The following is a 12,878-nucleotide window of genomic DNA, read 5'->3' as shown; positions in this document are numbered from 1 at the left end:
CAAAGGCGGTTCGATCAGGCGTTCTCGGCAAAGGTCTTGTTGAGCTTGTCGGCGAGGGCCGCGTCGATGACCGGGCCGTGCAGGCCGTCGCCCTCCCAGCCCACCGGGAGCTCGACCGAAATGCCGCCGTTCCGGGCTGCCCACAACGCCGTGTGATAGACCGAGCCCTTCGCCTCCTGGATCTTCGCCAGGGTCGCGGTCTGGAACTGGACGGGATGGCCGGCCGCTGCACCGGCGCGCATGTGGGCGTACATGGTCCGGTAGGCCGGGCGGGTCTGCTCGAGGGTCCCGTCGATGTCCGCTGCGATGAGCGAGTTGTTCTCCCAGACGCCGAAGTCGCCCATGGCGGCTCGCTGATGGTCCATCAGCTCGATGGTCTTGCCGGTGTCGTTGACCAGCGAGTTCGTGGTGCCGTCGGGCGAAACCACGATCGTTTGCAGAGGGTTGTAGGCGACCGAGGACGAAATACCGTACGGGGAGAGGAGCTCCTCGTGGATCGCGATCGCCCTCTTGAGTGCGTCCATCTCGTCCTGCGTCGTGTACCCGAGCTTCAGCAGCGTGGTCCTGTTCGCCTGGGAGTCGAGCTCGTGGATGCAGGGTTCGGCGAACACCGTGCACGTGGCTGACACCGTCACCTCGCACCACATCGGGTCGTCGAGGTGGTCGCGGAGCCGCAGCACGAAGCCGCGGTACGCATCGAGGTACGCGCCCGTCCACCAGCGTGGCACGGTCAGTGTCTTTCCGTCGTTGTCCCAGTCGAGGGCGGTACCGCCGATGGCCTTGGCCCAGCCCGGCGCGGACTGGCCCGCGACCAGGCGCAGCTTCAACCGGGAGTAGCCATGCTCCCTGGCGAAGGCGACCGCACCGGTCAGCTGGTCGCACGCCGCCTTGCTGATCGCGCCGCCCTCGGCCGGCTGCGCCGCGTCCCAGTTGAGCCGGACAACAAAACCCTTGAGCAGGGCCGCGCCCTCGTCGACCTTGTCCTGCTCCCGGGCGAGCAACCCGATGACATTGCCCTTGTCCAACCCGGCGGCGGCCACAGGAGAGAACGGCAAAGCAGACCCGAGGGGTACGCCGATGCTCGCCAGAGCCAGGAAATCACGTCTACGCATGAGGTACGGATGCCTCTCTCGCGACAGCGCCGGGCCCACGAACCCGGCGAGCCCGGCGTCACCCGGTGCGCGCGACAGTTCGCGGTTGCCCCCGATGAGCTCCCGGCCACCATCCAATGTAGTCAATCTCTGGGTTGATACGTCACCGCAGCCGACCACGCTTGAGAGCCAGCCGCTGTCTTCGTTTCGGTTGACGCCGGTGCCTGCCCTACTCCAGTCGAGGGGGTGCACCGGGGCAGCCCTCCGGCCCTCCGGCCCTCCGGCCCTCCGGCGGTGCGGCGGTGCGGCCGGGCGGGAATTGGGTTTGGGGGGCGTGGGGCGGTCCGTATAGTCCTGGCTCGGTGGACCTGTAGCGCAATTGGCTGTCGCGCTGCCCTTTCAAGGCAGAGGATGTCGGTTCGAGTCCGGCCGGGTCCACCGCCGGGGTGGCCGGTAGCGCAGAGGTCGACGCGCCGCGCTGCTCGTGCGGAGGACGCCGGTTCGAATCCGGCTCGGCCCACCCCGAGGGCGGGGAAGCGGGACAGGGGAGTCGGCCCGGCCCGCATCCGGAGGCGGGCGCGCCGGGTCACCGAGATCGCGCCGCAGACCACCGAAGGGCAGGACAGGGGAGGCGGCCGGCTTGCCCCGCGAACCGGGGGAGGTGAGCGGTATGGACGGTGATGCGATCGAGGCTGCCCTGCGGGTGCTCGGCGAGGTCCGTGATCTGGATGTTGATGACCCGGTGCGGCAGCGGTTTCAGCGGGCCGTGGACGGGCTGGTGAAGGACGGTCAGAAGCAGCGGCGTGCCGATCGGCGGCGCAGGACGGCGGCCCTGGACCGGGCCGTGGTGGCAGGGGCGTCGACGGGGGCGGTGGACCGGGCTGAGGGCGTACCCGTGGTGGGTGGCTCTGATGAGGGGTCTGGGACCACTCGGCGGGAGCGGCGGTGTTATGCCTGCCGGGGGCGGTTCCGGACGGTCGATGCGTTCTACCACGCGCTCTGCCCGGAGTGCGCCGGGCTGCATCGGCGTTACCGCGACGCCCGCACCGACCTGACCGGACGACGGGCTCTGGTTACCGGCGGGCGGGTGAAGATCGGGTTCCAGGTCGCGTTGAAGCTGTTGCGCGACGGCGCCGAGGTCATGGTGGTGACGCGGTTCCCGGCTGATGCTGGCCGCAGGTTCGAGGGGGAGCCGGATGCCGCGGCCTGGCTCCCGCGGCTACGGATCATCGGTGCCGACCTGCGTGACCCGAGGCAGGTGCTGGAGGTGGCGGACCGCGCCGGCGAGCGCCACCTCGACATTCTGATCAACAACGCCGCCCAGACGGTACGCCGCCCCGCGTGGGCCTATCAGCCGCTCGTGGCAACGGAGCTCCTCACCGCCCGGGCGGCCGGAGCGGGTGGGTCGGTCGAGGCTGCCCGGGGTGCCGGGACGGGGTTTGCGGTCGAGATGGTGTCGGGGTATCGGCCCGGTGTCGCGGAGCTGATGCTGCCCTCGATCACCGCGACGGCCGGCCGTGCCGGCGTGGATGGCGCGACAACGGCGCGGGACGAGACCGATGCCACCGGGGCGCTGGTCGTGCCGGGTGACCGCAACTCGTGGACTGCCCGGCTCGGCGAGGTTGATCCGGTGGAGCTGCTCGAGGTGCAGCTTGTCAACGTCATCGCGCCGTTCCTGCTGCTCGATCGTCTGCGCCCTGCGTTGACCGGTCCGGGGGTGGACCGGCGTTACGTGGTCAATGTGACCGGTCGTGAGGGCTGGTTCAGTGGCGGGACGGGGCCGGAACGTCACCCGCACACCTCGATGAGCAAGGCGGCGCTGAACATGCTCACCAGGGTCGCGGCTCCCGACCTGGCCCGCGACGGCGTCCACATGTGTGGCGTCGATACCGGCTGGATCACCGACGAGAGCCCGCCGGGGCGCCGGGACCGCCGCGCCGCTGCGGGCTGGCGGCCGCCGCTGGACGTCGTCGATGCGGCGGCCCGCGTCTACCACCCGATCCTGAGCGGCGAGGCGGGCGCGCCGCTGCATGGCGTACTCGTCAAGAACTACGGGGTTGTGCCCTGGTAGGTGCCGGTCGGGGCCGGGCGGTAGGCCTGGCAGTGGCCGCAGCTCAGGAACTGCCGGCTCGGGCGCACGGGGAAGAGCGGCACGAAGAAGAGCGTGAACTTCGTCGTGCGCCGGATCAGGGTCTGCGGCGCGTTCCAGCCGCACACCTCGCAGATCATGGTCGTGACGGAGATCAGATAGTCCTTGGTGCGCAGACCGAAGAGCAGGAACATCCTTCAGTTGTACCCAGGGCGGGCCACCTCACTCCCGGAGGCTCAGCCACGCCGCGGTGTCGGGCGGTAGCAGGCCGCCGGCGGTGAGCGGGCCGCTGGTCAGCAGGACCTCACCGGGTGGCAGCTCGGCGGGCCCGACGCCCATGGCGATGGCAAGGACAAAGGCATCCTCGCGTACGGCGGTCAGCAGCCCATTGTCGTCAACGCGCCACACAACCGTGTCGTCAGCCGTCAGGGCGCCGTCGTGTTCGTGCCGCGCGGCCGTGCGGTCGGTGTGGGAGGTGCCGGCGACGTCGGCCGGTGGCGTGGACGTGGTGACCGGGTCGCCGTGGAGGTGGCGGCGGCGCAGGGCCAGGGCGGCGCGCAGGAAGGCGGGGTCGGTGGCGTAGGTGCCCCAGTCCGGCGGGACCGGCAGCCATGGTGCGGCCGAGCCGGGTGGGGAGAAGCCGTAGGTGCCGGCCGGGTCGGACTGCCAGGGCAGGGGGACCCGGCAGCCGTCGCGGGAGATGCCCGAGCGGGTCCACGCCGGGTCCTGGCGATCGGACGGTGACACGTCAACCTCGGGCAGGCCCCGCTCCTGGCCCTGGTACACGTACGCGGCGCCGGGCAGGAACAGGATCGCGAGCAGCGCCGCCCTCGCGCGGTCCGGGTTGCCGTAGCGCGTCGGGGTGCGGACGACGTCGTGGTTCTCCACCACCCACGTCACGGGGGCGCCGCCCGTCATCAGCCTCGCGCCCACGTCCGCCCATGCCGGCGCGTTCCACGGGGCTGCCACGAGCGCGAAGGCGAAGGCCTGGTGGAGCTCGTCCGGGCGTACATATCGGGCTGCTCGCTCCGGGTCGAGGTTGACCTCGCCGATCAGGGCGCGTGGCGGGTCGCAGGAGTCGGCGATGCGCCGCCACTGCCGGTAGACGTCGTGGACCTCCTCCTGGTCGCTGGCGAGGGGGTTGCCCCGCAGCCGCATCGGCGGGACGGCGGCGGGGTCGTCCAGGTCGGGCAGGCCCGCGGCCTTGTAGAGCCCGTGCGCGACGTCGATGCGCAGCCCGTCCACGCCGCGGTCGAACCAGAAGCGCAGCACGCCGGCGAAGAAGTCCACGGTGAGCGGGTTGCGCCAGTTCCAGTCGGGCTGCTCAGGCGCGTACAGATGCAAAAACCACTGACCTGGGCGCCCGTCGCCCTCAGTGACCCGGGTCCAGGCCGGGCCGCCGAAAACGCTGGGCCAGTTGTTCGGTGGCCTGTCCCCGCGGCCGTCGGCGAAGTGGAACCGGGCGCGGGCGGCACTCCCCGGCCCGGCAGCGAGCGCGTCCTTGAACAGCGGGTGCTCGCTCGAGCAGTGGTTGGGCACGACGTCGACGATGACCCGCAGACCGAGCTCGTGGGCACGCGCCACCAGTGCGTCGAAGGCGGCCAGGTCGCCGAAGAGCGGGTCGACGTCGGTGTAGTCGCTGACGTCGTAGCCGTGGTCGGCCTGCGGGGAACGCTGGAACGGCGTCAGCCAGATCGCGCCGACGCCGAGCCCGGCCACGTACCCGAGGCGTGCGGTGATGCCGTCGAGGTCCCCGACCCCGTCGCCGTTGTTATCGGCGAATGAACGCGGGTAGATCTGATACACGACGGCGTCGCGCCACCACATGTCCGGCATGCCCCGACACTTTCACAAAGCTCTATACAGTGCAGGGAGGCGGTCCAGAGGGCCGGACTGGCGCCGCGGAGCCGCAAGTGGCACCGTGATCGATAAGGGTGTGTTTCGGATGGTCGGAGGCGACATGGCACGCGACGGTGACCGGCTGGGACAGGGAGCGCCCGGCGAGCCCGCACAGGGGCGCGGGCCCAACACCAGCGGTGAATATTCACAGGCCGACTATCACCACCCGTCCGCGGGCTGGGGCGCGGCGGTCAGCGTCGGCAAGATCATCGCGAAGGCCCAGGAGCCCCTGGCTGCGCCGCGGGCCGTGCTGCAGATGAACCAGCTCCGCCTCAACAAGAAGGGCGGCGGCTTCGACTGCCCCGGGTGCGCCTGGCCGGACGACCGCAAGGGCCTGCACCTCGACTTCTGCGAGAACGGCGTCAAACACGTCACGTGGGAGATGACCCGCAAGCGCACCGACGCCGCGTTCTTCGCCACGCACACGGTCGCCGAGCTCAACAAGTGGAACGACCACGACCTGGAGAACCAGGGCCGGCTCACCGAGCCGATGAGCTACAACCCGGCGACCGACAAGTACGAGCCGATCAGCTGGGCCGACGCGTACAAGATGGTCGGCGATGCCCTGCGCGCCCTGCCCAGCCCGCACGAGGCCTCCTTCTACACCTCCGGACGGCTCAGCAACGAGGGCACCTTCCTCTACCAGCTGTGGGTACGCGAGTACGGCACCAACAACCTCCCCGACTGCTCCAACATGTGCCACGAGGCGAGCGGCCGGGCTCTACAGGCAGCGATCGGCACCGGCAAGGGCACCTGCGACCTGGAGGACTGGGAGAATTCCGACCTGCTCATCCTGATGGCCGTCAACGCCGCCTCGAACGCGCCCCGGATGCTCACCTCGCTGGCCCTCGCCGCCGACCGTGGCGCCGACATCGTGCACGTCAACCCGCTGATCGAGGTCGCCAGCCAGCGGACCATCGTGCCGCACGACTTCAAGGCGATGGGCACGTTCCACGCCACGAAGACCGGCACGATGAACATCCAGCCCCGCATCGCCGGTGACCTGGCGCTGCTGCGTGGCGTCGCCAAGGTGGTGCTCGAGCAGGGCGCCGTCGACGAGCACTTCATCGCCGAGCACACCGATCAGTACGAGGCGTACCGCAAGACGGTCGAGGACTCCGACTGGGCCGAGCTGGTGCACCAGTCCGGCGTCCCCGAGGAGCAGATCCGCGAGCTGGGCGCGAAGTACGTCGCGTCGAAACGTACGATCATCGCCTGGTGCCTGGGCCTCACCCAGCAGGAACACAGCGTCGACACGATGCGCGAGATCATCAACCTGCTCCTGCTGCGCGGCATGATCGGCCATCTCGGCGCCGGACCGTCCCCGATCCGCGGGCACAGCAACGTGCAGGGCAACCGCACCTGCGGCGTCAACCACCACCCGACCGAGGCATGGCTGGCCAAGCACGACGCGGCCACCGGCATCGTCTCCCCCCGCGAACGCGGCCTGGGCACGGTCGACACCATCGAGGCGATGCGCGACGGCCGGGTCAAGGTCTTCATCAGCGTGGGCGGCAACTTCGCCCTCGCGGCCCCCGACACCGAGCAGACCTTCGCGTCGCTGCGTAACACCGAGCTGACGGTGCAGGTCAGCACAAAGCTCAACCGCAGCCACCTCGTACACGGGAAGAAGGCTTTGATCCTGCCCTGCCTGGCCCGCTCCGAGAAGGACTTCCGCGGCGGCAAGGAACAGGGCGTGACCATCGAGGACTCGATGAGCTACGTGCACCTCTCCTACGGCAAGCGCAAGCCGCCGACCGAGCACCTCGAGTCGGAGAACGCCATCCTCTGCGGCATGGCCCGGGCGACCCTGCCCGGCTCGGCCACGCCATGGGAGGCCTACGCCGAGGACTACGACAAGATCCGAGACACAATGTCTCACGCGCTCGACGGCTTCGAGGACTTCAACAAGCGCGTCCACGACGGCATCGGCTTCCGACTCGCCCAGCCGGCCAGGGAAAGGGTCTGGCTGACCGCCTCCGGCAAGGCCGAGTTCCACAGCTCACCGCTGCCCGACGTGGTCCCGCCCGAGGGCCGCCTGATGCTCTCGACCGTACGGTCCCACGACCAGTGGAACACCACCATCTACTCGGACAACGACCGCTACCGTGGCGTCAAGAACATCCGCACGGTCCTGTTCATGAACCGCGAGGACATGACAGAACACGGCCTGAGCGAGTGGGACCTCATCGACATCACCAGCCATGCCCGAGACGGGGAAACCCGATCTGTGTACGGGTACCGCGTGATCGGCTACGACACCCCGCGCGGCAGCGTCACGGGCTACATGCCCGAACTGAACGTGCTCTGCGCGCTGACGGACAACAGCTCCCAGAGCGAACAGCCGCTGACCAAGCACCTGATCGTCGAGGTCACCCCGGCCGCGGCAGCCTGACGGTCTCCTGCCCGGCACCCAGGCCCGGCGCGCATCTGTTCTTCGCGCCGGGCCTTTCGCTGTCCGTCTGCTTCGCCGATCGCCCTTGCCGATAGCTTTATCGATCGTCGCGGGGGCGGGGCAGCGCTTATCCTCCCGGCGTGAGCGAGATCAGCGGGGACTTCGAGACACACGTGACCGTACAGGCGCATCAGCGTGACGCCCTGGACGCCTTCGCCGCCGAGCACGCACTGAAGGTTGTGCACATCGAACTGGACCGCGGCGACATCAGTCACCAGCCGATGCTGACGTTGCACGGCAGCGGCACCCTCGCTGAGCAGATCCGGGTGGCAGGAGAGTGGTGCGACAGGCTGGGGCAGGCCGGCATGCGCCCGGCCCGGGTCAAGGTCGAGGCGGCACCGTACGCGGCCGGCGTGCCGGTCGCCGATCGTGACGCCGCCGGGGAACCGCAGGACCGGTACTTCGAGCATCACGTGAAGGTGCTGCTGCCGGCCGGGGCGGGCGTCGCCGGTCTGCTGGAACTCACCGACCTGGCCGTCGCCTTCGGGGCACGACTGTCACGTAACGCCCGGTCCCGGGACGCTGCCGGCACCCAGGCGCGGTTCGTCAACCAGCGCTGCTGGGGCGTGGGCAGGGAGACGTCGACGGCCCGGCTCGGCGAACTGGTGGACGGCCTGCGGGCCGCCGGATACGAGATCGCCAAGGTCGAGCAGGAGTACGTGGTGCACGACAGCCACCTCGACCTGGACCTCGGCTGGCTCCAGCCGCCCCGGCAGGCGGACGCCTGGGGTCGCAAGAACAACGACTGGCTCACGAAGCGCGACGACGCGAACCGCCAGGCCCCGGCCGGCCAACCCGGGTACCCGCCCACCTACCAGCCCCTGCCGTCCGCACCCGGCCTCCGTCAGCGCGCCGCCTTCGATCCGGCCGTCAAGCCGTACCCCCACGCGTTCCGCCCCGGCGAGCCGGTCTTCACCGACCCGGTGCTGGGTCAGCGCTGGCGCGACGCCCGCCGGACAGCCATGCAGGACCTCCTGACGGCGATCGCCGCCAGCCGATGGTCCGCGCACCTGGTGCTCCGGGGCAGCGTCACCATGCCGGCATGGGTGGGCGAAGCCGCGCGGGAGCCGGGTGACCTGGACTTCGTGGTCACACCCCCGACCCTGACCAGCGACAGCACCGAAGCCCGCCAACTGCTCGACGGCATCCTCGCGTGCGCGGGGCTGCAACCGGGCGAAGCTGCGGAGTCGGCGATCTGGACGTACGAGCGCGCCGACGGCCACCGGCTGGCCATCCCCTTCGACGCCCTGCACGCCCGCGGCGCCTTGGATGAGGGCTCGCATGGCGGTTCGGCGTTGCGTGGTGGTGCGGCTTTGCCTGGAGGCGAGGGTTCGCGTGGCGATGCGGTGTCGCGTCGCGGTGGAGGCCGGGGTTCGCGTCGGCCTGCGCGGGGGTCGCGGCGCTCGGTGGATGAGCTCGGCGGGTCGCTGCAGGTCGATGTCGTCTTCGGGGAGCGGCTGCCCGTCGACCCGCTCCCGGTGACGCTGCCCGGCGTGGGCGTCCCGGTGCAGGCCGCCACCGCGGGGTTGTCGCTGGCCTGGAAGCTGCAGTGGCTCGGCACCGACATGTGGCCACAGGGCAAGGACCTCTACGACGCGGTCCTCCTGGCCGAGCACACCCCGGTCGACCTGAACCTGGTCCGCGAACTCCTCAGCGACCCGACCTTCGGCCCGGAGACCGTACTGTCCTGGATCGACGTCGACTGGGACAACCTCGCCGCCGAGCACCCGATCATCGAGGGCGACGTCGAGCGATGGGTACGTCGCCTCGCCATCGCCCTCGACAGGTAGCACCGCCCCTGCCGAGCACTGAACCCTCGCAGCACGACACTCACCGACGGTCCGCGTACCCCTCGGCGGGCTTGTGCCTGCGAACAGCAGACGGGCAGATCGCCGGAGAAGTAACGCCGCTGGTGAGAAAGCCGCGACCGCCGTTAGCGGGCCGGCACCACCAGCCTCACAGTCAGGCGAGGCCTTCGCGGTGGGCAATGACCGCGAGCTGGGTACGGTCACGCGCGTCCAGTTTGGCAAGGATCCTGCTGACGTAGGTCCGGGCGGTCGCCGGGCTGATGAACAGCGCTTCGCCGATCTCCTGGTTGGTCTCCCCGAGACCGACCCGGGACAGGACCTCGCGTTCGCGCTCCGTGAGCCGGGCGAGCCGGGGGTCGGGTTCCGCAGGGGCATCCTGCGAGGCGAGCCGGTCCATGACATGCCGGGTAACCGCTGGGGACAGCAGGTTGTCCCCGGCGGCGACGACCCGGACCGCCCGGCGGAGATCGTCGGAACCGATGTCCTTCAGCAGATAGCCGGCCGCTCCCGCGCGGATCGCCGAATCGATCTCGGTGGCCTCGTCGAAGGTGGTGAGTACGAGGACCCGCACGCCGTTGAGGGATGCGTCCCGGGTGATCTGCGCGGTCGCTGTGAGGCCGTCGCCGCCCGGCATACGCAGATCCATGAGCACCACGTCCGGCAGGTGCCGCCGGACGACGGCGAGACCGGCGACGCCGTCACCTGCTTCGGCCACGACCTCGACGTCGGGGACCGACGCCAGCAGAGCGCGCAGCCCGGCCCGGATGAGCTCCTGGTCGTCGACCAGCACGACGCGGATCATGAGGGTTCGCGCAGAGGCAGTTCGGCCTCGACGGTGAATCCGGACGCTTCGTGCCGCGTGCGCAGCGACCCACCGAGCGCGCGGGCCCGCTCCGTCATACCGGCGATGCCATGACCCGCACGAAGGGGCTTCCCCGGTGGCGGACCGTCATCGGTCACGAACACTCGCAGCCGCGTGGTGCCGGCGACCACTCTCACACTCAGCCGACTGGCATCGGCATGCCGGACCACGTTGGTCACCGCCTCCTGGACGATCCGGTACGCGGCCGCGTCGATGATCCGGGGCAGCGTCCCCGGCGCCACCTCGACCTGTTCCTCGACGTCGAAGCCGGCCGCCCTGGCCGTATCCAGCACAGGCGACAGGTACGCGAGCGACACCGTGACGCTCCTGCCGGGCGGCTTCGAACGCAGCACGCCGACCGTCGTACGCAACTCGCGCATGGCCTCCGACGCGGCGGCCTTCACCTGCCGTACCGCAGGTCCGGCGACCTCGTCGTCCACCGGGATCGCCTCGCGTGCCACCTCCGCGTGCAGCGAGATCACGGAGAGAGCGTGCCCGATCGCGTCGTGAAGGTCGCGGGCGATCGACAATCGTTCCTCGCGTAACCAACTCTCCGCTTCCTGGATGTACTGCCGTGCCATCAGGTCCCGCAGCTCGCGCTGACTGCGCTGCTGTACCCGGCGGCTCCGCAGGCCGTCGCCGAGCGCGATGGCAACCGCCATCAGCGTTACGTGCGGCGCCAGGTCGTAGCCGAGTACGAAGGCGGCGTCCTGCCCTTCCATCAGCCGGAACATGAGCGAGACGCCGAGCACCCCCAGCGAGGTGACGGCGGCGGTCACGAGCCGACCGGCCTCCGCGGCGGAGAACAGGGCGGCGGCCAGTGGTACGGCGACACCGACCGCCGGGTACCCCACCGAGTAGTAGGCGAACAACCCCAGGGCGGTCACCCCCAGCACCGCACGCGGATAGCGGCGGCGGGCGAGCATGAGCGCACCCAGCCCGGCGGCCCATGCGTACGCGATCGCGTCCGGTTGCTGGGTACCGCCCTGCCGGGCCGAGATGGTCCCCACCAGCGTGGCGGTCACAACGAGCCCGAGTATGGAGTCGGCCACCCACGGCATGGGCCTCCGGATACGACTATCCATGGTGGCCAGCCTAAATCCCCAGTACCGCGGTAGCGCGCCGCCGAACGTAGTAGCGAGGCGTCCGGGCTGTCGCTTCTCGACGTACACGGTCGAGGTCCGAGACGGATGGCGCGCGAGGCCCGGGCGCCTACGGTCGGGCCATGCAGAAGCAGCCATCCCGTCCCCGAGGAATGCCCTGGCCCGCTGTGGCCGGATTGGCGCTGCTCGCCGTGCCCCGCGTGATCCTGCATGATCTGGACATCCTTGAGGAAGGAACGTTCGTCAACCTGCTGTTCGTCGTCGTTCCGCCGATGATCTGGATCGCGGTGGCGCTTGCTGCCAGGGTCCCGCGACCGTTCCTCACCCTCCTGGCGGTCGGGGCCTTCTACGGCGTGTTCCTGTGCATTGCCCACCAGCTGCTCTGGGACGTGAGCGGGGGTCACGATGTGCGCCTGGGCGGCAACCTCGAAGGCCGGCTGTCGCCGGGCACGGAACAGCTGATGATCCGGATCTTCGCCGCGGTCAGCGGCATCTTCACCGGCCTGTTGGTAGGCGCCATCACCGGACTGATCGCCTGGGGTGGACGCCGGCTCCTGACGAAACGGGAGAAGGCGTGACAGGCGAAGCATCGTTCACCGGCTCGGCAACGCCGGGACCGCCTGGTGAGGTCAGTGGGTTCAAAGCCAGACCGCGACCATCGCGCCGGAGTCGAGCCGGTCCGCCGAGTCGACCTGGCAACCCATCAGGGCGGCGGCCCGCAACACAGCCCCGCGGGCTCGGTCGTTGTCGCCGGGCGGGAACGCGATCCGGATCTGATGCCTGTACGCCGTCTCGTACATCACCCGCCACCGGCCACCGGCCGCGGCGAACTTGTCCTGCCGGGACTCCTCGGGGCCGACCCGCATCCGGTCCGCGGTCGGGGCGAGGGCTTCGCGCAGGTGGGTGTACCGCTGTTCGTAGGGGAGTGTGCTCTCGGTGAGCCTGACGTAGACGTGGGTCAGGTCCTGGGCGGGGTCGAACCACTGCGCTGTGGCCCGGAAGCCATCCGGGAACGCCGTGACCCGGCCGGCGAGCCAGCCTTCGAGGAACGCCGCAGCGCCCATGCGGTAGAGCTCCCACTCCGCACCCCGGGGCGTCCACACCACGACCGGCCACTCCTCGGGGTCGCCCTCGGTGAGCCAGCACAGCCAGTCGCCGTTGCTGGTGCCGCCCCAGATCAGGATCCCGCCGGGCGCCGGGTACAGCGGGTACGGGTAGTCCTCCGGGTCGTCCTCCTGATAGCCCCGCTCGTCCTCGAGCACGTCGGCGTTGTAGCCGGGCAGGTCCTGCTGGAGAGAGAGGAGATCGCAGAACTCGCCCTGCCCGTAGCGGTCGGCCATCGCCTTGAAGTCGCCGGGCAGGCGCAGTCCGAGCCCGGCCTCGGCCGCCGCCCAGTCCGCCGGCCCGCCGACAGGATTGGCCGGCGGTGGCACCAGCCGCATCAGATCATCCAAAGCCGTCACGGCCGGTGAGCTTAACTGCCCCGCCCGGCCCGCCCGGCCCGCCCGGCCCGCCCGGCCCGCCCGGCCCGCCCGGCCCGCCCGGCCCGCCCGGCCCGCCCGGCCCGCCCG

10 protein-coding genes and 2 tRNA genes are annotated in these 12,878 nt (G+C 70.4%); 6 read left to right on the top strand and 6 right to left on the bottom strand.

What is annotated here, in order from left to right:
* Window positions 1-14: 14 nt before the first annotated feature.
* Window positions 15-1,238, bottom strand: a complete 1,224-nt coding sequence (locus Ahu01nite_RS33670) for a hypothetical protein (protein ID WP_203840751.1) — start codon at window positions 1,236-1,238, stop codon at window positions 15-17.
* A 217-nt stretch (window positions 1,239-1,455) separates the two neighbouring features.
* Here Ahu01nite_RS33670 and Ahu01nite_RS33665 point away from each other — a divergent pair.
* The 3 genes from Ahu01nite_RS33665 (at window position 1,456) to Ahu01nite_RS33655 (ending at window position 3,162) form a co-directional block, all read left to right on the top strand.
* A tRNA-Glu gene (locus Ahu01nite_RS33665) sits at window positions 1,456-1,529 on the top strand.
* Between the two features lie 10 nt (window positions 1,530-1,539).
* A tRNA-Ser gene (locus Ahu01nite_RS33660) sits at window positions 1,540-1,611 on the top strand.
* Between the two features lie 150 nt (window positions 1,612-1,761).
* Window positions 1,762-3,162 (top strand): SDR family NAD(P)-dependent oxidoreductase, encoded by a 1,401-nt coding sequence (locus tag Ahu01nite_RS33655; protein ID WP_203840750.1) that lies wholly within the window; start codon window positions 1,762-1,764, stop codon window positions 3,160-3,162.
* Here Ahu01nite_RS33655 and Ahu01nite_RS33650 read toward each other — a convergent pair.
* A complete protein-coding gene (locus Ahu01nite_RS33650; RefSeq protein ID WP_203840749.1) occupies window positions 3,141-3,374 on the bottom strand; it encodes a zinc-ribbon domain-containing protein in 234 nt (77 codons plus the stop codon). The genes Ahu01nite_RS33655 and Ahu01nite_RS33650 overlap by 22 nt on opposite strands.
* A 28-nt stretch (window positions 3,375-3,402) precedes the next feature.
* On the bottom strand, window positions 3,403-5,016 hold the full coding sequence (locus Ahu01nite_RS33645) for an alpha-amylase family glycosyl hydrolase (RefSeq protein ID WP_203840748.1): 1,614 nt from the start codon (window positions 5,014-5,016) through the stop codon (window positions 3,403-3,405).
* 124 nt (window positions 5,017-5,140) lie between these two features.
* Between Ahu01nite_RS33645 and Ahu01nite_RS33640 the strand changes: the two genes are divergently transcribed.
* Together Ahu01nite_RS33640 and Ahu01nite_RS33635 are read left to right on the top strand one after the other, a co-directional pair.
* Window positions 5,141-7,474 (top strand): FdhF/YdeP family oxidoreductase, encoded by a 2,334-nt coding sequence (locus Ahu01nite_RS33640; protein ID WP_203840747.1) that lies wholly within the window; start codon window positions 5,141-5,143, stop codon window positions 7,472-7,474.
* 140 nt (window positions 7,475-7,614) lie between these two features.
* Window positions 7,615-9,324, top strand: a complete 1,710-nt coding sequence (locus tag Ahu01nite_RS33635; RefSeq protein ID WP_203840746.1) for a nucleotidyl transferase AbiEii/AbiGii toxin family protein — start codon at window positions 7,615-7,617, stop codon at window positions 9,322-9,324.
* Window positions 9,325-9,496: 172 nt separating this feature from the next.
* Here Ahu01nite_RS33635 and Ahu01nite_RS33630 read toward each other — a convergent pair whose 3' ends face one another.
* Window positions 9,497-10,144, bottom strand: coding sequence for a response regulator (locus Ahu01nite_RS33630; RefSeq protein WP_203840745.1), 648 nt, complete (start codon window positions 10,142-10,144; stop codon window positions 9,497-9,499).
* Window positions 10,141-11,289, bottom strand: coding sequence for a sensor histidine kinase (locus tag Ahu01nite_RS33625; protein ID WP_203840744.1), 1,149 nt, complete (start codon window positions 11,287-11,289; stop codon window positions 10,141-10,143). Before Ahu01nite_RS33625 ends, Ahu01nite_RS33630 begins: the two co-directional genes overlap by 4 nt.
* Window positions 11,290-11,474: 185 nt before the next feature.
* On the opposite strand from Ahu01nite_RS33625, the gene Ahu01nite_RS33620 reads away from it, so the two are divergent.
* On the top strand, window positions 11,475-11,885 hold the full coding sequence (locus Ahu01nite_RS33620; protein ID WP_239159341.1) for a hypothetical protein: 411 nt from the start codon (window positions 11,475-11,477) through the stop codon (window positions 11,883-11,885).
* A gap of 60 nt (window positions 11,886-11,945) precedes the next feature.
* Here the strand turns inward: Ahu01nite_RS33620 and Ahu01nite_RS33615 are convergent, their stop codons facing one another.
* Entirely contained in the window at window positions 11,946-12,770 is an 825-nt protein-coding gene (locus Ahu01nite_RS33615) for an SMI1/KNR4 family protein (RefSeq protein ID WP_203840742.1), read from the bottom strand.
* Window positions 12,771-12,878: the final 108 nt, after the last annotated feature.

This window comes from Winogradskya humida (assembly GCF_016862215.1).
GTDB classification, from domain to species: Bacteria; Actinomycetota; Actinomycetes; order Mycobacteriales; family Micromonosporaceae; genus Actinoplanes; species Actinoplanes humidus.
This window is presented reverse-complemented; position numbering and strand designations above follow the sequence as displayed.